This is a genomic window from Fluviispira sanaruensis (assembly GCF_004295685.1).
Lineage (GTDB): Bacteria > Bdellovibrionota_B > Oligoflexia > Silvanigrellales > Silvanigrellaceae > Silvanigrella > Silvanigrella sanaruensis.
The window spans coordinates 342,020-368,311 of record NZ_AP019368.1 but is presented as its reverse complement, the minus strand read 5'-3'; the positions used below and the strand labels follow the sequence as shown (position 1 = coordinate 368,311).

The following is a 26,292-nucleotide window of genomic DNA, read 5'->3' as shown; positions in this document are numbered from 1 at the left end:
TTACATGTCTTTTCTTAATTTGAAGAAATATGATTTACTTTTTAATTTGACGAGGTATTTTCCTTTAAACAGTCTCAATAAAAAGGCTTTTTTATTTTGCTCAATAACGTCTAGTTTATTTTTAACGGGCTGTATGACTTCTTCGCGTCAAGATCAAATACAATCGTCTATTAGCCAGTTGCAAGGACAAATTTTTCAAATTCAAGAACAACTCAGTAAACGTGATCAACAGATTACCAACACGACACAAACAGCTATTTCATCTCAAAATGAAGTACAGAATTTGCAAACTCAAATACAACTCACTCAAGGAAGTGTAGACGAACTCAAAGCACGGTTAAAAAGAATGGAAGAAACCGCAGGCAGCACCGGCAATGAACAAAATGTTGTTACATTGAGCAATAGTCCCGAATTTGTAACCTTACAAAGGCATATTGCACGCATTGATCTTGTTCTCAATACAAGACTCAATAATCCCAAAAAAGGCAAATTACCAGAAAAACTGAAAACTGTTCAAGCAATCACAAAAAGTTTAAAGAATGATCTTGAACAAAATAAGTACAAACAACTAATAGACAATTCTACTGCAATATTAAATGCACATGAAGCTTCAGATGCTATGCAACAAATTGCGATCGAATTCAGAGCAGAAGCTCGCTTTAAAACGCAAGATTATAAAAACGCTGTCCTTGATTTCACATCTTATATTGAAAAATTTCCTGATGCTCCCAAAAATGCGAGAGCACTCTTATTAACAGGGGATAGTTATGTGTATTTAAACAATAACTCAATTGCTAAAACTTATTATCAAGAATGCGCAAAAATTTATGCTAATATGCCCGAAGGAAAAGCTGCCACCAGTCGCTTAGCTAATCTCATGGCACAATCCACTTCATCTCAAACAAAAGCTCAATAATAATTCATATGCAAAATACAATTCTCGCTATCGAAAGTTCATGTGACGAAACAGCTGTTTCAATCATCAAAGTTAAAAAAAATGCTCAAGGACAAATTATTTCTTTAAATATTCTTGCCCACGAGGTTGAGTCTCAGACCGAAATTCACGCTCCTTTTGGCGGTGTTGTTCCTGAAGTTGCTGCGCGCGATCATTTAGCTAAAATCTATGATATCGCTCATAAAGCACTCAATGTCTCAAAATTAAAAAAAAACGATCTCACAGCTATTGCGGTCACTATGGGACCAGGGCTCATTGGAGCTCTCATGGTTGGAGTTTTGTTTGCCCGGGGACTTGCCATGTCCCTCAATATCCCACTTATTTCTGTCAATCACGTCGACGCTCACCTTGCTCCGGTACTCTTATTAAAACAATTTTCTCCTAAAGATGATTTACGCGCATGGCATGATGTTGAAGCTGTTTCTTTTCCAGCCCTTGCTTTGACCGTCAGTGGCGGGCACTGTCATTTGAGTTTATTAGAGTCGCCCAATGAAAGAAAAATATTAGGTAAATGCTTAGATGACGCCTGTGGTGAAGCATTCGATAAAGTCGCAAAGTTGCTAGGGCTTGCGTATCCGGGAGGCCCCCTCATAGAAGAGCTTGCTAAGCAAGCAGAAAAGTCCGCAAATATAAATGATTTTAGTTATCCTGGAAAACCTGCGAATAAAGAAAATCGCTATAATTTTAGTTACAGCGGAATAAAAACTGCAGTTATGGAATCTATTCGTAAAGAAACAGGCATAAAAAAAGGAAAAATCACAGGAAAAGATCTCAGTAAAGAAAAAAAACAATCCATTGCCTATGCTTTTCAACAGGCAGCCCTCAGCCAATTGCTCAATCGGATTGAGAATGCTTTGGAAGACTTTCCTGAAATCAAAACAGTGCTTGTTGCTGGTGGTGTAGCGCAGAATAAAAAATTCAGATCTCTTTTTGCAAAACTAAATAAACCAACATTTTTTGCTCCTCCATCACTTTGCTCTGACAATGCAACCATGATTGCTCTGCAAGCTGCATTGAGTGAAAACACAGATGGATTCACTCGCCATCCTTTTGCTAAATACACATAAATCACCAACAACCTTGACTCTTATTTAATAACAACTATAATTGAATCACATTATTTATAAATGTAAGAGTTTCTTTTTGCTTTCTGTTTTGTTAAACGAGGAGACAAATATGGCTAGTCACAATATTAATATCAGTATTATTTCAATTATTTTAATAAAATAATTTGGCAATAAACCTCATAAATAAAAAACAAAACTAAACTTTCTTTACTATTAGAAAGTGCATTTTATTCATATTTTATTGCCAATCTTAAATTTAAAATAAATAAACTTTAAATGGACAAAAAAATATGAATTTTATAAAAACTTTGTTTTTTACTTATTTATCATCTTTATTGAACAAGAAAAATTCAAACTGGAGCAACGCGGATCTTCCTCAACTTGATAGTTCATTTTCTAACGAAAACTTTAATAAAATTAAAGAAAATATAAACTATAAGAATAAATTTTTATTTATAAAAAGTCTTCTTTTCTCATGCAAAAAACAAATAATTATTGCATCAATTTTATTGATTTTAAGAATTATCTTTTCAATACTGCCACTTATTGCTCTCTACTATTTCATAACACAAATCACAGATTTTAAAAACATATTTGAAATTGTATTCTCTGCCATATTATTAACACTAACGACCTTCTTAAATGGCATTATAACATCGCAATACTTTCAAAAAGTATTTCGCATTCAAGCTCTTGCAAAATATTTTTTGAGTAATTATATCTTTCTAAAGATACCCATATTTTCTCAATTGAAGCACACGGAGTCGCATATTATTAACAACACGACAAGTGACATTGACAATTCATGTTCTATTGCTTCCAACTCATTCGAATTTATTCATGACACCTGCGTTATTATTGGCTCGCTCATTCTACTCTTCTATTTTTTAGGAGTTACAGCATTTCTTGCAATTTTTATGCTCTGCATATTTATCCCATTGGTAAATATACTCATATTAAAAACATCTTTGAATGATGAAAATATTCAAGAAGAAAAAGACAATCGCATACAAGAATTAGGCTCTCTTTATAGTCAAATAAGAAATATTAAATCTTATTTGCTTGAGAAAATATATGAAAATAAAATAAAAAATATAAGAAGAAAAGAAATATATTTACAAAAGAAAAATATTAAATATTTTGCCCTTACTTATAAGTTTATCTCAATCCTTCAGAGTGGCATATGCATTCTAACTTTCAGTCTTTACTTATATTTTGGCCATGATATTTCACTTCCGATTCTTTTCACTTGTATAGGATTATTTAAAACCCTTGAGTCTGCTGTTTTTGATGTTTATGAGTATACTAAACTCTATTCAGGCGCAAAAGCATCATTTAATCGCCTTTTTTCTCTTATAAAAAACTCACAAGAAGAAACTGAAGTTAAAGGCAACCATAAAATAAACAATTCTTCATTTGAAATAAATATTATATCAACAAATATAAAATTATCCTTTAAAAAAGGCGAAAGTGTTGCTGTTATTGGAAAGATTGCCTCTGGTAAAAGTTTATTATTAGAGGCAATCGCAAAATTGTATAGTGAAGAGCAAAAAGATATTCCCGATAATAAAATGGCTTTTATGCCGCAGACCGCATGGATAATGAATGCTTCCGTTAAAGAAAATATTCTCCTCGATCGCTCAGACTTAAGTGCTGAAAAATATATAAGGCTTGCTTGTCTTGATGAAGATTTAAAGAAAATGCCTGAAGGTGAAAATACACTTATTGGAGAAAATGGCGTCAATCTATCCGGAGGGCAAAAACAACGGATTGCTCTTGCTCGCACAGCCGCGTTAAACTCTGAAATTATTTTGCTTGACGATCCCCTGTCGGCCTTAGATAAAGAAACAGCAAAAAAAATATCCCATAAGCTTATTTTTACCTTTTGGAAAAAGAAAAGTATTATTATTACCACGCATAATCTAGATTATTTGCACTTTTTCGATCGCGTTATTCTCCTTGAAAAATGCTCCGTTGTTGCAGATGGAACATATGCAGAACTCTTAAATTCATCCGCTGATTTTCGCGACTTTATTCAAAGAATTTCAGAGGAAGAGAATGAAAATATCATTCTGAAAGAAGATAACCAACAATTGCTAGACTCAGAACAAAACATGAATCCTGAGATTGAATTTATAAAAAACCCTCTTAAATCTTATTTAAAATATTTAAAGACACTCTTTTATGAGAATAAAAAACTTAAATTTAAGCTATTTTTTTGCATTTTTTCACTTTTTTTATTGGCTACTTTCCTGCCAAAAATGCAAAATCTATGGCTCAGTTTTTGGACTTCTAAAAGAATAAAAGTTCTTGATTTTACTTTTGTAAACGAACTATCAAATATTTTTAATATATTTATTTACTCAATTGTTGGACTTTTTAGCTCAATTTGTATCGCTCTTCTAACCTTAATTTGGGGTTGTAAAAGTATTCAGGTTTCAGAAGATTTTCATATAAAAAGCCTCAATAAATTACTTTTATCACCGCTTAAATATATCGATAATTTGACAACAGGAAAAGTAATAAACTGTTTTTCCATCGATCTCTCTGTCCTAGACGCTAAATTGCCAAATGATTTCCAAAAATTTCTTCTGGTTCTCTGCGAAATTTTCTTTTTTATGTTAACAGTCCTCATAATAAAACCTCTTTTTCTAGTCCTCATACTTCCATTCGTTTTCTTGCAAAAAATAATTTTGACAAAATACGTGAATTTAAACAGAGTATTTAATCGGAAAATAGCACTGCCAAAAGCTACTGCCATAAATATCATCCGAGAATTTTACCAAGGACAATATATTTTAAACACTGCAAAAAGGAGAAATTGGTATCAAACAAAGTTTCAAACGTGTTTAGAAGAAGAACTCAGATTGGAAATAACAGAGTTTAACGTTGACATGTGGCACTGTCTTATGTGCTTTTTAAATAACTCCCTCTTGACTCTGGTTGTGACGCTGGCAGGAATTTATTTTGTCATGAATGGCAGTCTGAATGCCGCAATATTAAGTCTATTGACTACCTGGATCATGATTGATGTCATGCATCTGACATTTAACTTTTCTCATTCCTTTAGCGAAGTCGAACAAGGTCTTATATCACTTGAAAGAGTGCTAGAATTCAACAAAAATAAAAGCGAATATTCGATCGAAATATCTAAAGAAACAAATAAACATTTTATAGAATTCAAAAATGTTTACATGCAATATGACAAACAAAAAGAATATATTCTGAAAGATTTTTCGCTATCCATCAATCAAGGAGAAACAATTGGGATCGTTGGAAAATCGGGATCAGGGAAAAGTTCTATTATGTCACTCCTCCTCAGGTTTTATGAGCATAAGTCTGGTACAATCTTTTTTGCAGGGAAAAGCTTAAACTCTTACACTCCGGCACAAATTCGCGCACAAATTGCGATTGTTTTACAAAACCCGCAGTTTTTTTCTGGGAGCATTCGCTTTAATCTCGATCCACACAATGCTCACACAGATATGACTTTGTATGCTCTATTAGAAGAGCTTGAACTTCTACAAATCACTCAAGCACTTCCAGAGGGAATTGATACCGACATGGCAAATGAAGCCTTAAAATTAAGTTCAGGACAAAAACAAATATTTGCTTTTGCCCGCGCACTGCTAAAACCCGCAAAACTTCTTTTACTCGATGAGCCAAGTGCAAATATTGATAATAAAAGTGAGAAAATTATAATGAAAAAAATTGACGAATTAAAAGGAATAAAAACTGTTATTATTATTGCCCACAGAGGGGAAATATTAAATACAGCGAATAGAGTGATTCAGATTTAATATTTTAAAAAAGAGTGTTAACAAAAAATATGAGTCCTGAACTTAATATTATTTTCAGCTCATAAAACCTTATTTTATTTAAGCTTCAACCACATTAAAAGCATATCATAAAATTCATCGTTAAGTTTTATGGCTCGGGGGTCTGTTCCATAAATTTCAAAACCATGATTTTTATACAAACGTAATGCCGGTTTATTGTTCGCCACACATCCCAAATGAATTTGTGTTACAAGTTTTGAAGCATCTTTTATAACAGCAGCAATAAGTTTAGAACCAATCCCCTTGCCTGCAAATTCAGGCTTTGTATACATTCCTGAAATGTGCCCGCGATGACAATCTTTTTCTCGAGAGTCCTGACTAAAAGTGACTACAGAAACAAGTTCTCCGTCACAAAAAGCACCGTATATTTTATTTTCTTCCACTTTTTCTTGAAAAAAAGTATCAGGCTTTTTTGAGATATCTTCAAATGAGGACACAAATGCTGTCGGAGCATTTTTAAGGCATTCCAATCGTATTTTTTTCCAAGATTGCCAGTCACTTTTAGTTAACATTTTTATTTCAGTTTCTGAGGTATTAGAAAAATATTTATTTTCCGAAGTTGAGATAATCATATCTTTGCTGAATCCTTTTGAGGATGTTTTGGAGTATAAGTTTTTAGTCAATATTAGACACTCATTTAATTTCAAAAAAGGGAAATTATTCATAATTTTTTCTTTATTCAACAAATCGATATTTTAATTCAAATGTTAACAAACGACACTCCTTTTAGAAACTGGGTTGACCCATCTAGGTATTAAATTGAAGCAACAAAGCTTGAGTTTAGATTCAAGGCACGTTTTCATTCGCATATCATCTTATGCTCAAAATAATTCAGTTGCATAGATATTAAAGCAATAATTTAACTTTAATGGAAATTAAGAAAGGCATATTCTAAGTACAGATGCAACTACTTTACATAAGCAAACTATAATGTTAACAAGATTATACTCATTTTTTTGCTTTAATGTAGACAGAGCAATTGATATAATGAATATAAATATTATTTATTTGATTTTTATAACATCTTAGTAAAGGAAAAAAATCCTGTGAAGATTTTAAATTTAATATTATTTAGCTTAATTGTAGCTAATTTTCACAATGGTGCAAATTCACAAAATCTGACTACCCATAATTTTGAATCAAAAATAGACAATATTCCTGAAGAAATTCAAAAAAAAATGCAAAGATATACATGGAAACCAGATTGCCCTGTTTCATTAGGAGATTTAAAATATTTAAGCCTACCTTTTTATGGTTTTGATAATAATATTCATATGGGACATTTAATAGTTCATAAAGATATAGCTACCGAAGTTAAAATCATATTTGAAGAACTATTTGAGAGTAAATTCCCAATCGAAAAAATGCATATAATAGATGATTTTAAAGGTGATGATGATTTGTCTATGACAGAAAATAATACTTCTGCTTTTAATTGCCGCTCTGTTACAGGTAAACCGGGTATTTTTTCTGTGCATAGTTATGGAAGAGCTATAGACATAAACCCCAAAATAAATCCCTATATAAAAGGAAAACTCGTTTTACCTGAAAATGGAAAACAGTATACAGATCGTTCATTGACTTCACTTGGAATGATAAAATTAAATGATTTTACATATAATACATTTATTAAAAAAGGTTGGACATGGGGAGGTTCATGGATATCTTTAAAGGATTATCAACATTTTGAAAAGCCAATTCCTAGGAAAAATTAAAATAACAAAACTTTCTCTGTTTATTAAAACTTAAAATTAAGTTTCCCAAAAAGACAGTCTAAAAAATGCGGTCAAGAGTTCATATACAGGACTTTAAATATATTGAATTAAGAACATCTGAGACCTTGGATCGCAATTTTTCATTGATTGTTTTTAAAATTTACCCGCAATCTAAAATTATCCTCAAAATAAGAAATTAGCCCAGGAAGTATAATATGTTCATCTTTAGCAAATGGAGCCCACTTATTTGAAAAGCTTAATACAGGTTGTGGATAGATAAATTCTCCATTAAATTCATCTATACATTTTTTTTTCAAAACTGCATAAGTATCAACACCTGAATCTAAAATGAAATATTTAAAATTTAATGAAGGTGACTGATATTTTATTTTCCAAGTTCCATTAACTTTTATATTTCCATATTCGAGCCAATTCCAATCACCTTTTGGATTTGAACAAATAATATATGTCTCGTCTGCATATAAATCATTCGCAATAAAAATCATAGGTAGATTGCATAAAAATGCAAAAATAATTTTTTTAAAAAGCATAAAAATGGATCCTCTATTAAATTTTAAAATATTTATACATGGGATTATAGTAAGAATTTCAGTATAAATTGTCAAGTCTATCCAGGCTGAAGATGACCTTCTTAGAAGTGCGATTTACTAGAATATCTATTAATTATTATTTTTCCTTCTTCAATAAAGAGCATAGAAGATAATTTAGGCACTTTATTGAAGTAATGTGGTGAAAATATGTCTTAGGCGTGAAATAGAAGAAGTCCGATTAACCGTTTAATTTAATGGTTACCTTTTGGTTTTAAGTCTACTCTTATAGCATACAATCATAATCAATTTTTTCATACAAATAACCTTGTCTAGACATTATATTGTCATTATTTTTCGTCCCAAATAAAGCTTAATTAGAAGGTATAAATCCGAAATAATAGCACATTAGTTGAGCAAAGATATATTTTTTATAATATTTGCTTTTCTTATTTTTTCATCTTTCTTCTAATTTTTTTTCATCAATTAATAATATAAAATAGAATAACCTTTAATAATAGTATATATCCATTTAAAATTTACAATTTTTTTCTAGTCCCAGTGTATTTCGGATTTCTTAAAGATAAGTACGCATCGAGTTCTATTTGATATTTTTCATATAGCTAATCCCAATTACCATACTCAGTAGCACAATAAGTATATGCTTTTCAGAATTAGCATATACTTTAGAAAAAATGAATATAAGAGACATGAAAAATATAATTCTATTAACCTTTAAAACTTTAATATATCTCTCTACAGCAGAAAATGAGATCTTAAGTTTTCTTTTATCGAATTCATTTATAAAATAATATGCTAAAAAGCATAAAGCTATATGGTGATGCAATCCTAACCACGAACGCCCTTCATATTGATCAAGCCTCAATTCTTTTTTTAAAATCTGTTATCCCTGTTCGATTTTCCATCTTTTAAGCATGAATTCTATTATTTCATCATTTGGGTAAGTATTTGAATAATTTGAAATAAAATATTTTAAAACTCCATCTTTTCTTTTTTGAATAACTTGATGATTTCATCAATAAAATAAAGTCCTATTCTCCACTTTTCTTTGAAGATTCTTTCCTCTAAAGGTACTTTTACTTTATCTAATTTTTTTGAATTTTTAATCCAGCCATCTGGCAAATATAGCTTTGCAGTCACTAGAAAATGTATTTTATTAGAAATCATATTTAAGGTAACAAATGCTTGACTGTTTGTAATCTTACCTTGTACTCCACAATATTGCCTTTATACAGCAACACTCTCATCACCTTTTTTGGAAGACTTGTATCATCAAGATAAAAAATAAATTTATTTATTTTCAGTTTATTAATCATATATATATTTAAACTTATAATAAGATCATGAAGAGAGCATTGACTTTAATTAACAAATTGCTGTAAAGATTGTTCTTCTGCATTTGAAATTCTTGATGACATTACTCCTATAGATTTTCTTTCGCCATCTAATATTAATACACATATCTAAGTTTTACTAAAATTTAATTTATCATTTTTTTAAAAACCGATCTAAAACCATCGATAAATTGTGAAACTTTTAATGAAAGATCTTTTATATTTGCTAATTTCATTATTCAACATCAAAAAAATATTACGATGACTTAAATATAACATATTTTTTATTAACGAAGTAGTACTAAAACAGTCCAAGGGCTTTGTCACTGTAACTGACTAATAAATTCTTTGTATGCTGATAATGATTTAACATCATTTTATGATTTTCACGGCCTATTCCCGATTGTTTGTATCCACCAAAAGCCGCATGTGCTGGATATAAATGATAGCAATTCGTCCAAACACGGCCTGCCTTAATTTCTCTGCCTAAACGATACGCCAAAGCGATATCGCGTGTCCAAATTCCAGCACCTAAACCATAAAGGGTGTCATTAGCTAAATGGAGAGCTTCCTCATCATCTTTAAAAGTTGCAACAGAGACTACCGGACCAAAAATTTCTTCTTGGAAAACTCGCATATTGTTGGTCCCCTTAAATACCGTTGGCTCAACATAATAACCTTCAGAGAGATCTCCGTCAATAATATTTCTTCGTCCACCTGTGAGCAATTGCGCACCTTCTTGCTGACCAATTTCAATATAGGATAGAATTTTTTCCATCTGTTCTTTAGAAGCTTGTGCTCCAAGCATTGTTCCTTCATGCAAAGGATTTCCCTGCTTAATTGCTTTTATTCTTTTTAGTGCACGTTCCATAAATTCTTCATAAATAGATTCATGTACTAATGCCCGCGATGGACAAGTACACACTTCCCCTTGATTGAGGGCAAACATGGCAAAACCTTCAACTGCTTTATTTAAATAAGAATCATCTTTTGCAAGAACATCTTTAAAGAAAATATTTGGTGATTTTCCGCCGAGCTCTAAAGTAACTGGAATTAAATTTTGCGATGCATATTGCATGATCAAACGCCCAGTTGACGTTTCTCCAGTAAATGCAACTTTTGCTACTCTCGGACTGGAAGCCAAAGGCTTTCCTGCTTCTAACCCAAAACCATTGACTATATTTAACACGCCTGGAGGAAGAATATCTTGAATCAATTCCATTAAAACTAAAATTGATGCAGGTGTTTGCTCAGCAGGTTTTAAAACAACACAGTTACCCGCAGCAAGGGCCGGAGCCATTTTCCAAACAGCCATTAAAATTGGAAAATTCCATGGAATAATTTGCGCCACAACACCAAGCGGTTCGTGAAAATGATAAGCGACTGTTTCGTTATCAAGCTCACTCAAACTTCCTTCTTGAGCGCGCACACAGCCTGCAAAATATCTGAAGTGATCGATTGCCAATGGAATATCTGCAGCTCTGCTTTCTCTAAGAGGTTTTCCATTATCAATTGTTTCAGCAAGAGCCAATAGATTTAAATTTTCTTCCATCTTATCGGCAATTTTTAAGAGTGCATTTGCTCTTTCTTGTGGAGAGTATTTTCCCCATTTTTCTTTTGCAGCATGTGCAGCATTGAGGGCTAATTCAATATCTTCTTCGGATGATCTCGCGATGTGCGAAAATACTTTTCCATAAATCGGAGAAATATTTTCAAAATATTTTCCATTCACGGGAGGTACCCATTTGCCGCCAATAAAATTGTCGTATTTTAAGCGAAATGGATTTTTAAAACCTAATTTTTCAAGATCAGAATTTAACATAATATCCCTTTCTATAAATAAACAGTGATGGTATCGATTGACAGGGATATACTACAGAATTAGAATTTTCTTTCAAGGCTTTTTATTTTTGTAATTTTTAGTTATTTTAATACTTAATTTCTTGAAATAATTTTTAACAGATAATATTCATTTAAAGGAAATTATAATGAAATATCTTCATACAATGCTACGAGTTGGCGATCTTGACAAATCAATTCAATTTTATTGTGAAATACTAAATTTCGAGCTCATTCGCCGTTGTGATTTTCCAGAAGGTCAATTCACTTTAGCATTTTTAAAAGCGAAAAGCGATCTGGAAAGCACTGCCGAACTCGAACTTACCTATAATTGGGGAGTGAATAAATATGAGATTGGCACTGGTTATGGACATTTAGCTTATCAAGTCGATTCTATCGATGAAATAAAAAATCGTTTAAATCAATTTAATTTACAATTGAGTTGGGGACCAGGAAAAACACCAAATGGCAAACAAAAAATGGCTTTTTTAATGGATCCCGATGGGTATAAAATCGAATTGCTGGAATCATTTTAATTATCCCAGACCGATTTCTCATAACGACATAGGCCAAATATTTTTTCTTTGAAGGCAAAACCAATGGACTTATACATATTAATAGCCATTCCACCTTCTTCTGTTTGAATAACAAATTTATTCTGCTTAGAGTCATGGGCTGCAAAAGCTATTAAAGTTTGTGATATCCCTTTTTTTCTATATTCTTTTTGAGTTTTAATATCCCTATAACGCGCAATTTCTGAGTTCCAATACAAACCTAAGTCCGAAATGATATTATTATTTATATAGGCCGCATACCAAAAACCAAGACCACTTTCTGAAAAAGTTCTAAAGTCTTTCATTTTTTTTATGATATAAGTTTTGAATTTTTTTTCAGGAATTCTTTCGTTAGTGTTTAATTGAAACTCTAAAATATTATCCCAGTCTTCATCTGTGACAATCCGTCTACAGACAATCTCTGGATTCAAATACTTGCAATGAATATTATCTTTGTTTGCCATTAAAACAATTGTTTCGTTAAAATCGAAGTCAGCATCTTTAAATTTATCTATTTCTACTTCATTACCTATTTCTTCCCAGCTAAAAGTCATATGATTTATGTCTTTAATTTGAGCGAATTCTTTTTGAAAAGACTCTGTCCATTTTTCAAAATCGCCTTGACAGGGTGGTTTCTTAAAAAGCAAATAATTTCCCCAAAAAAATTCTGGATTATGTGGCGTTTTAAGAACAAAGTAATCTTCTTTTTCTATTTTATTTTTGCTAAAATCAAAGAACATAAGATCGGTTTTTAGACCAAGCGCTATTTCACTCATTTAATAAACTCCTCTAACAAATTTCAAAGAAATCATAATATTTATTTTTATATAATTCTGATTAAAATATTTGTCAATTATTTTAAATATGAACAAATCAATTCATTAAACCATTCCATAAAGACATTTAAAGGTTTCACAATTTGTTTTCTATGCGGGTATAGAAATGATATTGGCAATGATTGCGGCTGATAATTCTCGAGAATTTTAACTAGAATGTTTTGTTCAATTAAGTCTCGAACATCATATGCAGGTACTTGTATAATACCTAATCCTGAAAGTGCCGCAGAAATATATGATTCAGCATTATTTAAAGTTAACAGAGAATTCATTTTAACTTGATGAGTTTTTTCCTCTAAAAAATATTCGAAAACGGATGTTGCGCTATCAGCAGAAGCATAATTGATAATAAAGTGCTTAGATAAATGAGAAACGCTCACAGCTCTGTCGAGTTGGCGAAAATAACTCAAACTTGCACAATCAATTATCTTAAGCTCCCAAATTAATTTAGTAATATACAAAGAATCTATGAGATCTACCACTCTCACCACACAGTCATACCCATCCTCTATGAGGTTAACATAACAATCCGTTGAGCATAATGATAGTTTAATATTAGGAAAAAGCGAAAAGAATTTTGGTAAATTGGGAAGAAGAATAACTCTTGCTATTCTTCTATGAATAGATATTATTAAGTTTCCTTGAATTTAGTTTTTTTTGTGTTTAAATAAATTTTATACTTTATTGACTTGTAACAATAAGTTCTTATAACTTTCAAAATATTCTTTTCAGACATGCATTAAAACAATCTGTCTGGTTGAACGAGAAAATAATCTTGCCCCAACCTGTATTTCTAATTTTTTTATCCCAAGCGATTCATAAAATTTTGGGATATTTAAATTCATATCCACATTAGTAATACTATTCTGTTTTGCAACTTCGATAAAAATATTTATATTTTTTAAAAAAGCATCTATATCACAAAACCACCATTATTATAAAATGATGTTAAAGTTTATGCAAAGTATCATTATTTAACTTTAAATTTAAATAAAAATGTATTTTTTGAACTTATAAACATTGAAAGGAGATAAGATGTCCACAAAACATGAACTAAATGCGAAAGTCATTTTAATTGACGAATGTGCAAAAAATCTCGGAGTCTTGATAAACAAAATTTTAACCAGTGATGGCACTAAAATTATCTTTCACTACAACAGTCACTCAACAATATAAGATGCTGAAGTGACTGCTGCAGAAATTAAAAAGAGTGGTGGTTATAGAGCACGATAATTTGTTAAATTTATTTTTGCTTTATATAGAAAAAAGACCCTGCAGAGCAGAGACTTTTTATTACTTAATACACATATATGGTGGAGGTGCCGGGGATCGAACCCGGGTCCGAAAAGGAATCACAATTGGCGCCACATGCTTCTTCTGTCATTAGATCTCACTTGCTAGCCGGGGAAAGACACCCTACCAAACAAGCCAGTTCGATTGCTAGGTAAACTCAACTCCGAACAGAAGTTGAAGATTGCCCGCACGTAAATTAACGGCGATTTTGAATGCACGTGCTGCCACACCCAAGTCACCGGCTCTGTGCTTAATTAGGCAGCGAGAGCGTTAAGTTTTTGGTTGCCACTTCTGGCTGACACAACGTTTTGAAGAGGTGCTGTAACCAACCCCTGCATGCTCCTTTTGCTCAACTCTCTCCGTCGAGACCAGTTCACCCCCATAAGAAATAAATCCCTCAAAACATCCTATCCTGAGGGAACATTATACTAATTCCAATTTATTATATTAGCAAGTATTTTTGATATTTTATAAAGAATATTAAATTCAGGCAGCTATCCCTTAGCAGCCGCGAAAATTAATTTTAAGAAATCAAATATATTTTGCGAATACTCAAATTGAATCAGTTTTTCTGATATTTCGCGAATATTTTTATTATTATAAAACCATACAGGCGTTGGTTTAATAATAAATGGTGCATCGATAACAGACTTTTCTGGAAAATCAATAAGGTAACCATTATGCACAGCCCCGATACCTGATTGAATATCCTCTAAGGTATGCCCAGGATAAGCTCCCCAAGTGGTTGAGGCAAATGCATAAGAAAGAGCAGACCAACAATTAATACCAATGGCACCATACCGGAGTGCATCTATACAATCATCTATTTCTTGAGAATATTCTTTACGCGTTAATGGATCTACAATTACAGAGCAACTCAATGTACCCCAGACTTCGTTATTACAAAACTCCGTTGCAGCCTGGATGAAGGATGGAATATCTTCTTCCGTTAAAGCTGTTTCAGAAATAATCCCACAAAATGCCTCTTCATTAAATGCATATTCATTCTCAGACTTTTTTATGTCTGCAATAAGGGTCCAAGGAATACAACCAACCTTTTTTTCTCCTAATACTTCTGCTTGTGGGTATCTTTTTAAAAATTCATTATAACGATTTTGCGCACCAGGATAGTATGCTTTTCTGGATTTTAATAGGGATAATTCTTTTCTGAGTTGTTTTAAAAAAAGTTCTCTTTGCTGCCATCCTTCACAAGTAACAATTAACTTCATTGCATTGCAGTTGAAGCTCCCATTATTTTCGACCGCACTTGCAATCTGTCTTGCATGATATTCTAATTGCTCATCACTCCACACACCGGGTATTAAAATAACAGGAGTTACGCAGCCTAATTCCGATGTGATATTTTTATTATTTTTAATTTTATTCATATCTAGTGGCTGTGGAGGAATTTCATTTCCCCAAACAATTTTGTTATGTGTTTTATGTGAACCTGTAATGTGGATATCATCGACTAGCAGATGATTACATAACCATTCTGAAGTTTCAGCATCACCTTTTATAAAAGCGAGATATCCATCTTTTATCAAATCTGCAAAAATATTATTGAAGATATCTAAAAGATAGTCATTAACAGGATTTAATTTTACAAGACAAACTTTTCCTTCCGTAAAGAGTTTATGCAATGCATCCAAAGGAGCAATGCTAGAAACATTTCCAGCGCCAAGTACAAGACTCAAGGAACCTGTTACTTTGTTTCTTTTATAAAACATTCCTTGTGAAGGTTCTTTATTTTTAAGAATTCTTACCTCAGCTGTAAATCCTCTCCACATAACTTTGTCATAGAAATGAGCAGGAAGCACTCGTGCGATATATTGATTTCCTTTTGTTTTATAGACTTTTGGGATTCTTGGACTGCCTTTAGCATCGAGTGCTTTGATGAGAAGACGCATCTGTTTCATAACTATAGCTGGCCCTTGCAAATACTCTTGTCCAGAAATTTCAGTATTCTCATCGAGCCCTTTTGCTCTTATGCAGGAGTCAGCCCATTGCTTGGATTCTGTCAATAAAATATTCATAGCATTATTTAAATAATTTTTTTTCTCGCACAATTTTAACTCAGCCCATCGGTTTTTATTCTCACTTAATGTAAGTAATAGGTTCTCAATTTTTTTTCTATCATTCATAAATTTCTCTTCCCACTATAAAATGTTTAGAATAAAATTATTTGATAATATCCTTTACTACAATCTGCCACAAAAGAATAGGTATGATCTAAATTTCATATTATATAGGCAAGAATTTAAATTTTTTCAATAAAAATATAATTTATCATATGGTATGGTAATTGAATTTTAAAATAGTTCAGTCTTTAAAAATAATTCTTAAGAGAAATAAGTAACAGATCCTTCTTTGCCAAAAAAAATAAATGAAAATTTGATTTAAAGTCCCAAGTTCAAATAAAAATTGCTCTTCGCTATTTACATAACACATAATATTTCGCTATAGTTACCCAGTTGGAAAAAGTGAGACCATTACTATTAGTTTACTCAACACATAGAGTGAATGGCTGCTTTTTCTTTTTCCTTCTTTTTCAATGGAGAAAATGATATGAAGTTAAAAGCTATACCTCTCGTTGCTCTTTCTGCTCTCTTACTTTCTAGCTGTACAAGTACTTGCGGATCAAAATCAGAAGCCCCTGCTGCTGACGCAACTGCTCAAGCTCCTGCTGCCGACGCAACTGCTCAAGCTCCTACAGCTGATGCCGCTGCACCTGCAACAACACCTGAAGCAACTGCAACTGCAGCTGCTCCTGCTCCTGATGCAAGTGCCCAAGCTCCTGCTGCAACACCTGAAGCAACTGCAGCTGCTCCTGCTGCCGAACCAGCTACAAAATAAAAAATCATTTACTAAAAAAAGTCAGAGTTTTCACTCTGACTTTTTTTAATTTTAAAAATAGCACTTACTATTTTGCAATGAGTTATTATTTCGACTCTTGCTTTGTGAGCATAAATCTCGACCAAGATATCGATCTAATTCATAATTAAAATTTGCATTATTTTCACACCAATATGAATAATTTTTGTTCCAAGTAATTGTGAGATTTCTACTAATTTTATTTAATTTATCTGGCGTTGAAACAGAAATCAGAACAACACATGATTCTCTTGGTAACATACTAAAGCTGTTGACCAAAATAAAATCTTTATTTTTACTTAATTTAAAATATAAACCTCTGCACGATGTGATATTAAAATCGGTTTTAAAAGAAATTTTATACTCTGTATTTGGCACATTATCAGGTGAAACTATTTTTATTGGAATTCCAGGATACTCTTCATTAAAAACATGTAGATTTTTATTTCTTGAAATCCCATTTGCCTTTATGTCATTCGAGTATTTTAATTTTCCTTCATCCCAAAAGTATTCGAAAGTAGCCATTTTAAAATAATGTGGGATACCTGAACTCGGTTTTTCATTGTGAATTAAAATATCTTTAGGAATTTCATAACCATTTTCATTGCGTGATAAGATATTTTTACCTGATTTTTTACTACATGATATAGTAAAAAAAATCAAAAAAATTAATTTTATAAAACTCTTAATTATTGAATTCATCAACATTTCTTAACCACACAAATTTTCTAAATCGAGATCTTATTATCTATCCAAATTCTTATATTAGATAATTCTTCTTGGAATTGAACAGATAGACGGAGCTGTAAATACTCTTTATAAAGTTCATCAATTAAATCTGTTAACAATTGCATATAAATAATTCTTTGGGATATATGCGCTCTTGAATCAGCTTCCGAAACAGCAGGAAGGCGAATTGCTCGCAATGAAAGATCTTCCCCTAATATAGAAAAGCACCATTGCCTTTCAGAATCTTGTAAAATAAATTTTGCTTCATGCACTAGTTTTCCTGAACCTAAAGCACTCCCTGCTTCATAGGCATAAGCAGGAGTTCCTCCTTTTAAGCTATTTTCTCTGACTGAACCGCTCGAACTGCTTAAGACTAACTTATCATCGATATAAAGATGAAAGTTTTCATAATTCTTAAGCATTATTTTATGATTTTGTGTTTCACTTTTAAACCATAACCAAGTTAAAAACTCTCTTCCCAAAAAAGCTCTATTTGTTTGGAGAAAACTTAATCCTTCGTGTAAAAGCTCATTTGACATTGAATACCTTCCTCCATTGCAACGCAATTTTGCGTTTTGTGCGAGGATACACTAATACTCGCAAAGATGTTGAGCAATACAATTGAAAGGATTTTTATTATGGAATCACTCGAAAAGATCTTTAATACAGCTCAGCTATGTTCCGAAATCGCAATTAAAATGAGTTTGAATTTCAAACATGGCATAGATCCTCAAAGTTTAAAGAATGACAAATCTTGGGTGACTTCTGCTGATCAGCAAATTGAAAAAGAATTAAGAAAAATTATCCTGAAAAATCATCCGACTCACTTTATTTTTGGCGAAGAAGAAGGAGGTGAACTCGGGAATGATGAAGATGCTTATACTTGGATCCTCGACCCAATTGATGGCACTTTTAGTTTTGTGCACAATATTCCATTTTACTCATCTCTCATTGCCGTATTAAAAGGCAAAACACCTATTATAGGTTTTGCTTGCTTGCCTGCAATGGGTATTACTATGAGCGCACTCAAGGGACAGGGGGCATTTATAAATGGTGAAAAATATATTAAGCCACCTCTCGTAGGAAATCCAAATATAGAAATTGTTGCAACTGCTGACCCTTATCGCTTTTACATAGAACAAAAGGGTGAGATTTTACAAACCTTATATGGACCACAGATAAAAACCAGAACGTATCCAGATGCACTTGGCTATTATATGCTGTTAAAGGGATCCGTTCGCGCTTTTATCGATCCTAAAGTTGAAATTTGGGATGTAGCCCCCTTTCATGTGATTATGCCTGAAGCGGGTTTTGCCATACAAAGCTGGAATGAAAATAAAGATTTACAACGAGGAAGCAGCATTGCGTTTCCAATCGACATGCAAAAAATGCCTATAAATTGCTCAGATATACTTGAACTCACCAAAAGATTTGCTTAAAGTACAATAACGATAAATATTTGCCCATATAAAGTGCAAATAGTCGTAGGAGTCGTTATGAAAAAAATAAAATCTTTCGCTTTCAAAACGATTTTTATTGTTTTTACTTTAGCAATCAATGCTTGTATTTCTCTTACAAATAAAGAAATCACTCTAGAAAAAAGCGAGCAACAGACACCCAGTTGGGTGAATGCAAATGAGCATACAGCTGACAAAGAAACTGTTTTTTTTACATATAAAAAAAACGATGTATTCAACTTAAATTTAGGAATTAAGCAGATTCAAGCTGCAGCTCAAACGCAAATATCATTTTTAGTCATGGAAAAAGTCCAAAAAACTTTACTGAACTCTCTTCCTGCCTCTTCCAATATTTCCAATAAAGAGAGAAACTCACTCGTCAATGAGCTTTCTGAGGCTGTTAGCCAGAATAGGTTTAGTTTAAACTTTAAACCTTCCTTGCCAAAAGCTATATATTGGGAGTATCGCCAAAAGGATACGGAAAATGGACTCGAAAAATATTATGTTATCTGGGTTTTACTTTCAGTACCAACTTCAGATTTTAAAGCTGCATTGATTTCAACTGCACTCACTTTAACAAAATCTTCTTCTTCAGAAGCTGTTGATTTGGGGCATAACATTCTACAGGAAATGACTCATCCTTAACGGATAAGTCACAGATACAAGGTGAGATATGGATAAAGCTTCAAAGTGGCTCGTCGTTACAGAAAAACCATCCGTCGCTGGTGATTTAGCAAAAGCACTTGGTGGATTTGAAAAAAAAGGCGACCACTATGAGTCTCCAAAATACTACATCACATGGGCCGTCGGCCATTTGCTTGAGCTGCTCGAACCAGAAGAGCTTGATCCCAAATACAAAAGATGGCTCTTACAGGATCTCCCAATTCTCCCACAAGAATTTCAATACAAACCTAAAAAAGGTCAAACAGAACGTTTGAATCATATTAAGAGTCTAGCAAAAAAATCTGACGTCACCGGAATTATAAATGCTTGCGATGCCGGTCGAGAAGGTGAACTCATTTTTCGTGAAATCTATGATTATTGCGGAATAAACAAGACTTTTAAGCGCATTTGGTTACAAAGTATGACTCCAGAAGCCATTCGCAAAGAGTTCCAGACCCTAAAATCTGGCCATGATTATGACAATTTAGGTGATGCCGCGCGTTGCCGAGCGGAGAGTGACTGGCTCATAGGTATGAATGCAACTCGAGCTGTTACGAAAAGACTGAAAACTCGTAATACAAAAGGGGTTTGGTCAGTTGGTAGAGTGCAAACGCCAACTCTAGCACTGATTGCTAAAAGAGAACTTGATTATTTAAAGCACCGACCAGAACCTTATTTTAATCTCGAAGGGCGCTTTTCTACACCAACTCACGAGTACTCTGGGCTTTGGTACGATCCTAAGTTTAAAAAACCTCAGGCAGCCGATGATGACGAGTCTATTATTTCGCGTGAGAAAGAAGACAGAATTTTTTCTCAACAAAAACTAGATGAAATTTTAAAAAATTTTAATGACAATAAATCTCAAGCTAAAGCCAGTGAAACACGCAAAGAATCGAAAGAAATTGCCCCCCAGCTCTTCGATCTGACTCTTTTACAAAGAGAGGCAAATAGAAAATTTGGCATGCCTGCTTCGCGAACACTCCAAGCAGCGCAAAGATTGTATGAAAAACATAAACTTTTAACGTATCCACGTACGGACTCACGCTATTTACCCGAAGATTATGTTGAAAATGTAAAGAATATTTTAAAAGAATATTCAGCAATTCCGACTGAATATTCTAAAGCCTGCCAAAAAATATTAAAACATGGCATGTTAAATAAAGACAGAGTTTTTAACAATAAGCACGTCTCAGACCACTTTGCTATTATTCCAACAGGTCAATTTCCTTCTGAAAAACTTGATGGTGACGATGCTCGTATTTTTGATCTCGTTTTGAAACGTTTTATTGCCGCATTTATGCCACATGCTATTTGGGCAAAAGTAGAGCGTATTACGTTTGTAGGAGAACAAAACTTTCGCACCCGCGTTCAAGATTTACAAGAACCTGGATGGCGCGAAGTCTATGGTCTCGACAGTGAAGAAGAAAGTAAACTTCCTAAATTAAATGAGAAAAACCCAGATGCACTAACGCCTGTGCAAACGGAAGGAGTTGATCCTATCCAAAATGCGACCAAACCTCCTCCTCGTTATACGGAAGCTAAGCTTTTATCTTTAATGGAGCACTGTGGAAAATCAGTGGTCGATGAAGAGATTGCTGAGGTGCTAAAAGACAAAGGGATCGGAACTCCTGCGACCCGTGCAGATATTATCGAAAATCTTATTTCAAAAGAATATGTCAGTCGTTACGGCAAGGCTTTGCGTGCAACTTCTAAAGGCATCCGCCTTGTCGACGTCCTGAGTCGTATTCCTATAGATATTCTCTCGAAAGTTGATCTCACTGGAGAAATCGAAGCTGGCTTACGTAAAATGGAAAAGGGACAAGAAAAGCGCTCTGAATTTATGCAAAATATGTTCGATTTTACTTCCACTATCGTCGATAAAGCAAGATCATTTGAGTATGATGCTATTTATAAAAACGATCCTCCACTCGGCTCGTGTCCTGTTTGCAAAATAGGTAAAGTCAATGAAGGATTTTGGGGTTATAAATGCAGCCGCGCTGGAAACAGCAAAGAAGTCACACCAGATCAATGCAGTTTCATCATTTGGAAAGAAAAAAATCAACGCTATATTGACCGCAGTGTCGTTGAAGAGGTTCTACAAAAACAAATTGTAGGTCCCTTTGAGTTTAGCAACTCAACAGGCACGTCTCATTATGATGAGTTCTTAACAATATCTCCACAAAAAGGAATTATTTTCTGTACTGAGAAAGGTGAAGCTAAGGAATCCGCTACAGGATACGATGCTGTCGTTCTTCATGAAGAGCTTTTAAGTGAAACTTTCTTAAAAATGCCTGGCACTGTTAAAGTGACAGAAATGGCCTATCTATGTGAATTTGGTAATCTTCCCACTGAAGCACCAGAAGAAATAAATAAGCCAAAGAGAAAATCGAAAAAAGCATCAAGCGAAGATACAGAAAAAAAGAAAAAGGTAACAAAACCCAAAAAAGTCAAACGCCTTATTTCAAGAATGCCACGTATTTTATGTGGTCGAGAAATGAGTTTAGATGATTATAAATCTTTTATTCTAACGGGTTCAACACCTCCCATTTCTGATTTTAAATCTAAAAAAGGACGACCATTTGCTGCTGCTTTACATTTAAAAGAGAATGGAAATTTTGAATTTAAATTTGTCTCACGTAAGGCATTGCTTGGAGAAGATACGTCAGAAAATAAGCCGAAGAAAACAGCAAAAAAAGCGACGAGTAAGGCTAAAGTAGTCAAAAAGTCAAAAAAAGCTGATAGTTTATCCGAAACTGAAGTATAATACTTGAGAAGAAGTGAATTTAACTTCTTCTTCTGCTTCCACGCTTTAACTCAATTATATTTAACCTCTTCTCATACTTGGAAGTTTAAACTCGTGTAAATATTTCTTCATACATTCAATCATTTCCTGTTCAAATTTCCAAAACCAACGACCTTGCCGAGAACTGAAGTTTAAATCAACTTCAAAAAGAAAATCTTTCTTTTCTCTGCCATATAAACAAATAAAACTGTAAGTATTCGTCAACTGAATCGTGCGATACATACCACTATTAACATTAAACAGTGAACTTCTAACTCTATTTAAAATAACGCCTGCTCGTTCCGAGCTACCAGGCATTTTAATCTGGCTCAATTCAAGCTCTTTATAATGATAAGTTTGCATGCGAAGGTTTTTAAATTGATGTAAAAAAGGATCTTGTTTTACATAATTTTTTTCAATATAATGTTCAGATAAACCAAGAATATCAATCCCTAAATTAATATGAACACCCGTTTTCACATTAACTATGTTTGGGTCTATATAACAAAAGTAATCAAATGCTTTATTTCTAAAAATAATATCGTTAATATTATCATTTACAAATTCTTTTTTTAATAAATATATACTCTCTCTTAAATTCATAATAATTCCAAAGATATAAAAATAACAATCTTAAATCAATTGTTTACCTATTATTATTCTAAAATAATAGAATAGTATATATTTATAAAACGCTAATTATTTTCTATCAAGTATAATACATTTTATTTTTTAGAATCAAAGTACTTAAATACAACATTCTGATACTCTATATTAAATAAAACTCTTTTTCAAGAATTTAATTTAAACTCATTAATTATATTACAAAACTTAAAGATCTCCTCTTTTTTATGATCTGCAGCAAACGCAAACCTCAACATACTTTTGCCTTTAGCTACAGTTGGATACATCGCAGTTAAGACAAAAAATCCATTTTCCCTTAAGGTTTTTGCACAAAATATAGCTTTTTCTTCATTTCCTATCAATAATCCACGAATAGGAATCAATAAATTTCTATTGATAACTCTTTCACTCTCAACTAAGGAATCAAAGTAACTCACATTTTCCCACAATTGATTTTGTAGTTCTGTTAATTCTTTTGAGAGATGAATCTCTGCAGATTTAATGGCTGCATTCACTACTGATAGGGCAGGGGGATTGCTAAAAAGATAAGGTGTACAAAATTGCTTAACTGTTTCCTTATCTTCGTAAGTTGGAAGTGAAAGAGCAGCTGCATTAGCCCCAAATCCCTTTGACAAGGATGAACACAATATAAGTCTTAAAGGAAACTTATTTTTTAAATAATCAAGAACGTATCCACACCCATTCTTCCCGTAAATTGAAGTGCCATGTGCATCATCTAGATAGACATAACCATTATATTCTTCTGCTAGTTTAAAAAGAAGGGTAAGAGGCGCCATACCACCCATAGAGCCTATGCTGTCAGAGAAGGAAATCGGTGTCATATCATTTTTATAAGCAAAAGAAAATGCTTCAGATAATGCTTTCTCCTCTTGAAAATCGACAACAGACACAATTCCAAATTGTTCCATAAGTCCTCTATTGATCTGGATTGATGCATGGGCTGTTTTATCTACTATAAAATAGACTCCATTTTTTTTCACTGGGAAGCTTGGCATTTCCCCAGATCCCAACAGTGGAATGAAACCAAGATGAGTCAAATGCAAAGAGGAAAACAAAGTAACAAATGAATTACAAAATATTTCCTGTAGTAATTCTTCTAGTATAACAAAGCTTTTTACCCTTAATCTCGTTCTTGCTATCGCAAAATTTACCCCAAAGTTTTCTATATCATTTTGTGATGCATTAATTATTCTTTCATCTAAATCTAGCCCAAAATAGGAACATGATGCGAAGTCTATTAGCTTCTCGTTACTCTCTAAATATATTTTTCTACCCTTTTCCCTCTTAACAACAACTGAATCATTTATATATTCAAAAGCTTTTCTTTGATGATTTTTTGCATTGACTATCTTTTTCTTTTGCCAATTTTCTTCATATAATTTCATATTCATAGTATTTTTCCGTTTTTATATATTTAAAGAATTATTTAATTATAAAATGTAATTTTATATTTTTTTCCCTGAAATAGGATCTTGGAATGATTTTATTATAAATGAATCTGGTACATATGCTCCTAGCATAACAAACGCCATGACAGCGGGCTCAGAACCTATATTGATCCAACCATGAACAGTTGCTTTTTGTACCAAACAATCTCCTTCATTTAATTTTACAATTCCATTCTCTGTCGTCAGTTGCATTTGCCCTTTAATGACAACTGCAAAATCAATCGTTGTTGTGCTATGAAATCCATATGAATCCGCATCGATCGTGCAAGAGTTTTCCTTTGCATATGCTTCTATTTTGGAAAATGGTGGAAATATAGTTTTAATAAAGTGCACTGCTCCTGGTTTGATATTAAAATTAAAATGTTCTAATTGATCCCTTTTACCATTTGGCTCACAAGGTGTTTTTTCATTATACCAAAGTTGAGTTATTTTATGCCCATCATCTAATTCAATTGTAGGTTCAATATTTTTGTCTTCTACGACAGAAGAAGTATTATTTATTATATTATCGATGATAACAAGCCTTGATTTATACATATTTTCGTCCCTGAAATTATTATAAAGAAAAATATATTTTACGAATTATTTTTAAAGGTATAGGTTTAAAAACTCCATTTTAAAAACATGATAAAAAAACATCCGCAATTTATGAGTATTTTTTTAAAATCACAAAATACCCATAAGAGCTTAAGCTACTACATCGATTTTTACTGGTCAATAGATCTAAAACAAGACTTTATTACAAAAATATTTTGACTTTTATATATTTAAGATAGATATATCTATATTTATTTTCTCATAGATTATAAGAAACCAGTAGACTATAGCTAATTTTATAGATCTCTGCTTGACTTTTTCGAATGCTCATACTAATTGCTTCATTCACGATGGCAGGGTAGCTCAGCTGGTTAGAGCGGAGGTCTCATAATCCTCAGGTCGGTGGTTCAAGTCCACTCCTTGTCACCATTTAACTTCTTGTAAACATTAACTTTCCTGTTTTTTCCTCAACTCTCATAATGAAACTAAATAAAGTTACATCAATGATGATAGTATGTTGCATTTCAAATAACTCTTTCTAAAGCGTTCTGCACAATCACTTCTGTCCAAGTCTCAGCAAATATTGCCGGAGACATGATAGCCAAGCCCTAATCTTGATTGTTGAATATGAAAAAGGTTAACGTCATCCTTGATTGAGATAATGTTCACAATCGTATTCCACTCTCATTAAAGGCTTGCCCTATGGAAAAAAACAACCGTGTAAAACTCTATTTCAACAACAGTTGTGGATTTCTTGCTCTTCTATCTCCATTACTCCCCTGGATGTCTTATGGAGTGGGTTCTAAAACAGGTATTGATATTGGCGATAAACCTTCTTATATTATCCTTATCTCTGCAATATGTCTTATTTTAATCTCATCAATTTTGTATAAAACGGATAGATTTAGGAAAGTACTTTTATTTTTTGCACTCTCAGCCTCGCTCATTCTTTTATCTTTGTATTTATATGAAATAATTAGTATCGCTTACCAAACAATGATTGCGAAAAGCCTTCCTACCGAAATGTTTGGAGTTGTCTCACTCTCAGCAAGCCAAATCAAGGTTGGCTATGGACTTTGGTTAGGCGGATTCGCTTCTTTAATGTCTACAATCATTAACTTCATCTCAATACGCTTAAAATAGGTTGGGGAAGACT

The 26,292-nt window shown here is 32.7% G+C and carries 23 protein-coding genes, 1 tRNA gene, 1 other RNA gene and 1 pseudogene; 12 read left to right on the top strand and 14 right to left on the bottom strand.

The window, feature by feature from the left end:
- The first annotated feature begins 4 nt into the window (after nucleotides 1-4).
- The 3 genes from EZS29_RS01505 (at nucleotide 5) to EZS29_RS01495 (ending at nucleotide 5,822) form a co-directional block, all read left to right on the top strand.
- Nucleotides 5-916: a tetratricopeptide repeat protein gene (locus EZS29_RS01505; protein WP_130605842.1), complete on the top strand. Its 912-nt coding sequence runs from the start codon at nucleotides 5-7 to the stop codon at nucleotides 914-916.
- Between the two features lie 8 nt (nucleotides 917-924).
- Entirely contained in the window at nucleotides 925-2,022 is a 1,098-nt protein-coding gene (gene tsaD, locus EZS29_RS01500) for a tRNA (adenosine(37)-N6)-threonylcarbamoyltransferase complex transferase subunit TsaD (protein ID WP_130605840.1), read from the top strand.
- 290 nt (nucleotides 2,023-2,312) lie between these two features.
- Nucleotides 2,313-5,822, top strand: coding sequence for an ATP-binding cassette domain-containing protein (locus EZS29_RS01495; protein ID WP_130605838.1), 3,510 nt, complete (start codon nucleotides 2,313-2,315; stop codon nucleotides 5,820-5,822).
- A gap of 74 nt (nucleotides 5,823-5,896) precedes the next feature.
- Here EZS29_RS01495 and EZS29_RS01490 read toward each other — a convergent pair whose 3' ends face one another.
- A complete protein-coding gene (locus tag EZS29_RS01490; RefSeq protein WP_130605836.1) occupies nucleotides 5,897-6,544 on the bottom strand; it encodes a GNAT family N-acetyltransferase in 648 nt (215 codons plus the stop codon).
- 363 nt (nucleotides 6,545-6,907) lie between these two features.
- Between EZS29_RS01490 and EZS29_RS01485 the strand changes: the two genes are divergently transcribed.
- The gene (locus EZS29_RS01485; RefSeq protein WP_130605834.1) at nucleotides 6,908-7,576 is read left to right on the top strand and encodes a M15 family metallopeptidase; all 669 of its coding nucleotides are present in this window, start codon (nucleotides 6,908-6,910) and stop codon (nucleotides 7,574-7,576) included.
- 140 nt (nucleotides 7,577-7,716) lie between these two features.
- Here the strand turns inward: EZS29_RS01485 and EZS29_RS01480 are convergent, their stop codons facing one another.
- The 3 genes and pseudogenes from EZS29_RS01480 to exaC form a co-directional block, all read right to left on the bottom strand.
- Complete coding sequence (locus EZS29_RS01480) at nucleotides 7,717-8,127, bottom strand: hypothetical protein (protein WP_130605832.1); 411 nt, start codon at nucleotides 8,125-8,127, stop codon at nucleotides 7,717-7,719.
- 990 nt (nucleotides 8,128-9,117) lie between these two features.
- Nucleotides 9,118-9,360, bottom strand: a pseudogene (locus EZS29_RS01475) (transposase); the annotation flags it as partial.
- 420 nt (nucleotides 9,361-9,780) lie between these two features.
- Nucleotides 9,781-11,301: an acetaldehyde dehydrogenase ExaC gene (exaC, locus tag EZS29_RS01470; protein WP_130605828.1), complete on the bottom strand. Its 1,521-nt coding sequence runs from the start codon at nucleotides 11,299-11,301 to the stop codon at nucleotides 9,781-9,783.
- Nucleotides 11,302-11,467: 166 nt separating this feature from the next.
- On the opposite strand from exaC, the gene EZS29_RS01465 reads away from it, so the two are divergent.
- Complete coding sequence (locus tag EZS29_RS01465; RefSeq protein WP_130605826.1) at nucleotides 11,468-11,854, top strand: VOC family protein; 387 nt, start codon at nucleotides 11,468-11,470, stop codon at nucleotides 11,852-11,854.
- Here the strand turns inward: EZS29_RS01465 and EZS29_RS01460 are convergent.
- The 3 genes from EZS29_RS01460 to EZS29_RS16280 all read right to left on the bottom strand — a co-directional run bounded on the left by EZS29_RS01460 (nucleotide 11,851) and on the right by EZS29_RS16280 (nucleotide 13,604).
- Nucleotides 11,851-12,648, bottom strand: a complete 798-nt coding sequence (locus EZS29_RS01460; protein WP_130605824.1) for a GNAT family N-acetyltransferase — start codon at nucleotides 12,646-12,648, stop codon at nucleotides 11,851-11,853. The two genes, EZS29_RS01465 and EZS29_RS01460, sit on opposite strands and share 4 nt — an antisense overlap.
- A 77-nt stretch (nucleotides 12,649-12,725) precedes the next feature.
- Nucleotides 12,726-13,340 carry a LysR substrate-binding domain-containing protein gene (locus EZS29_RS01455; RefSeq protein ID WP_342777856.1) on the bottom strand — a complete coding sequence of 205 codons (615 nt, stop codon included), beginning with the start codon at nucleotides 13,338-13,340 and terminating at the stop codon, nucleotides 12,726-12,728.
- 96 nt (nucleotides 13,341-13,436) lie between these two features.
- The gene (locus EZS29_RS16280) at nucleotides 13,437-13,604 is read right to left on the bottom strand and encodes a helix-turn-helix domain-containing protein (RefSeq protein WP_425460364.1); all 168 of its coding nucleotides are present in this window, start codon (nucleotides 13,602-13,604) and stop codon (nucleotides 13,437-13,439) included.
- Nucleotides 13,605-13,743: 139 nt separating this feature from the next.
- Between EZS29_RS16280 and EZS29_RS15810 the strand changes: the two genes are divergently transcribed.
- On the top strand, nucleotides 13,744-13,884 hold the full coding sequence (locus EZS29_RS15810) for a hypothetical protein (RefSeq protein WP_172603712.1): 141 nt from the start codon (nucleotides 13,744-13,746) through the stop codon (nucleotides 13,882-13,884).
- Between the two features lie 135 nt (nucleotides 13,885-14,019).
- Here EZS29_RS15810 and ssrA read toward each other — a convergent pair.
- Nucleotides 14,020-14,382: a transfer-messenger RNA gene (gene ssrA / locus EZS29_RS01445) on the bottom strand.
- A 113-nt stretch (nucleotides 14,383-14,495) separates the two neighbouring features.
- A complete protein-coding gene (locus EZS29_RS01440) occupies nucleotides 14,496-16,145 on the bottom strand; it encodes an NAD-dependent aldehyde dehydrogenase (protein WP_130605820.1) in 1,650 nt (549 codons plus the stop codon).
- A gap of 424 nt (nucleotides 16,146-16,569) precedes the next feature.
- Here EZS29_RS01440 and EZS29_RS01435 point away from each other — a divergent pair, with 424 nt between their 5' ends.
- Nucleotides 16,570-16,857: a hypothetical protein gene (locus tag EZS29_RS01435; RefSeq protein ID WP_130605818.1), complete on the top strand. Its 288-nt coding sequence runs from the start codon at nucleotides 16,570-16,572 to the stop codon at nucleotides 16,855-16,857.
- A 51-nt stretch (nucleotides 16,858-16,908) separates the two neighbouring features.
- Here EZS29_RS01435 and EZS29_RS01430 read toward each other — a convergent pair whose 3' ends face one another.
- Together EZS29_RS01430 and EZS29_RS01425 are read right to left on the bottom strand one after the other, a co-directional pair.
- Nucleotides 16,909-17,577, bottom strand: coding sequence for a hypothetical protein (locus tag EZS29_RS01430; RefSeq protein WP_130605816.1), 669 nt, complete (start codon nucleotides 17,575-17,577; stop codon nucleotides 16,909-16,911).
- 26 nt (nucleotides 17,578-17,603) lie between these two features.
- Entirely contained in the window at nucleotides 17,604-18,143 is a 540-nt protein-coding gene (locus tag EZS29_RS01425) for a hypothetical protein (RefSeq protein ID WP_130605814.1), read from the bottom strand.
- Nucleotides 18,144-18,242: 99 nt separating this feature from the next.
- On the opposite strand from EZS29_RS01425, the gene EZS29_RS01420 reads away from it, so the two are divergent.
- Genes EZS29_RS01420 through EZS29_RS01410 form a run of 3 tightly spaced genes read left to right on the top strand, consistent with a single transcriptional unit; the run spans nucleotide 18,243 to nucleotide 22,488 of the window.
- Nucleotides 18,243-19,043: an inositol monophosphatase family protein gene (locus EZS29_RS01420; RefSeq protein WP_172603711.1), complete on the top strand. Its 801-nt coding sequence runs from the start codon at nucleotides 18,243-18,245 to the stop codon at nucleotides 19,041-19,043.
- A gap of 57 nt (nucleotides 19,044-19,100) precedes the next feature.
- Nucleotides 19,101-19,706, top strand: a complete 606-nt coding sequence (locus tag EZS29_RS01415) for a hypothetical protein (RefSeq protein ID WP_130605810.1) — start codon at nucleotides 19,101-19,103, stop codon at nucleotides 19,704-19,706.
- A 28-nt stretch (nucleotides 19,707-19,734) separates the two neighbouring features.
- Nucleotides 19,735-22,488 (top strand): DNA topoisomerase 3, encoded by a 2,754-nt coding sequence (locus EZS29_RS01410; RefSeq protein ID WP_130605808.1) that lies wholly within the window; start codon nucleotides 19,735-19,737, stop codon nucleotides 22,486-22,488.
- A 60-nt stretch (nucleotides 22,489-22,548) separates the two neighbouring features.
- Here EZS29_RS01410 and EZS29_RS01405 read toward each other — a convergent pair whose 3' ends face one another.
- The 3 genes from EZS29_RS01405 to EZS29_RS01395 form a co-directional block, all read right to left on the bottom strand.
- The gene (locus EZS29_RS01405; protein ID WP_130605806.1) at nucleotides 22,549-23,109 is read right to left on the bottom strand and encodes a hypothetical protein; all 561 of its coding nucleotides are present in this window, start codon (nucleotides 23,107-23,109) and stop codon (nucleotides 22,549-22,551) included.
- A 188-nt stretch (nucleotides 23,110-23,297) separates the two neighbouring features.
- Nucleotides 23,298-24,542, bottom strand: coding sequence for an aminotransferase class I/II-fold pyridoxal phosphate-dependent enzyme (locus tag EZS29_RS01400; RefSeq protein WP_130605804.1), 1,245 nt, complete (start codon nucleotides 24,540-24,542; stop codon nucleotides 23,298-23,300).
- A gap of 54 nt (nucleotides 24,543-24,596) precedes the next feature.
- Entirely contained in the window at nucleotides 24,597-25,136 is a 540-nt protein-coding gene (locus EZS29_RS01395; RefSeq protein ID WP_130605802.1) for a cupin domain-containing protein, read from the bottom strand.
- Nucleotides 25,137-25,488: 352 nt separating this feature from the next.
- On the opposite strand from EZS29_RS01395, the gene EZS29_RS01390 reads away from it, so the two are divergent.
- Both EZS29_RS01390 and EZS29_RS01385 read left to right on the top strand, forming a co-directional pair.
- Nucleotides 25,489-25,565, top strand: a tRNA-Met gene (locus EZS29_RS01390).
- Nucleotides 25,566-25,838: 273 nt separating this feature from the next.
- Complete coding sequence (locus tag EZS29_RS01385) at nucleotides 25,839-26,279, top strand: hypothetical protein (RefSeq protein ID WP_130605800.1); 441 nt, start codon at nucleotides 25,839-25,841, stop codon at nucleotides 26,277-26,279.
- The last annotated feature ends 13 nt before the right edge of the window (nucleotides 26,280-26,292 follow it).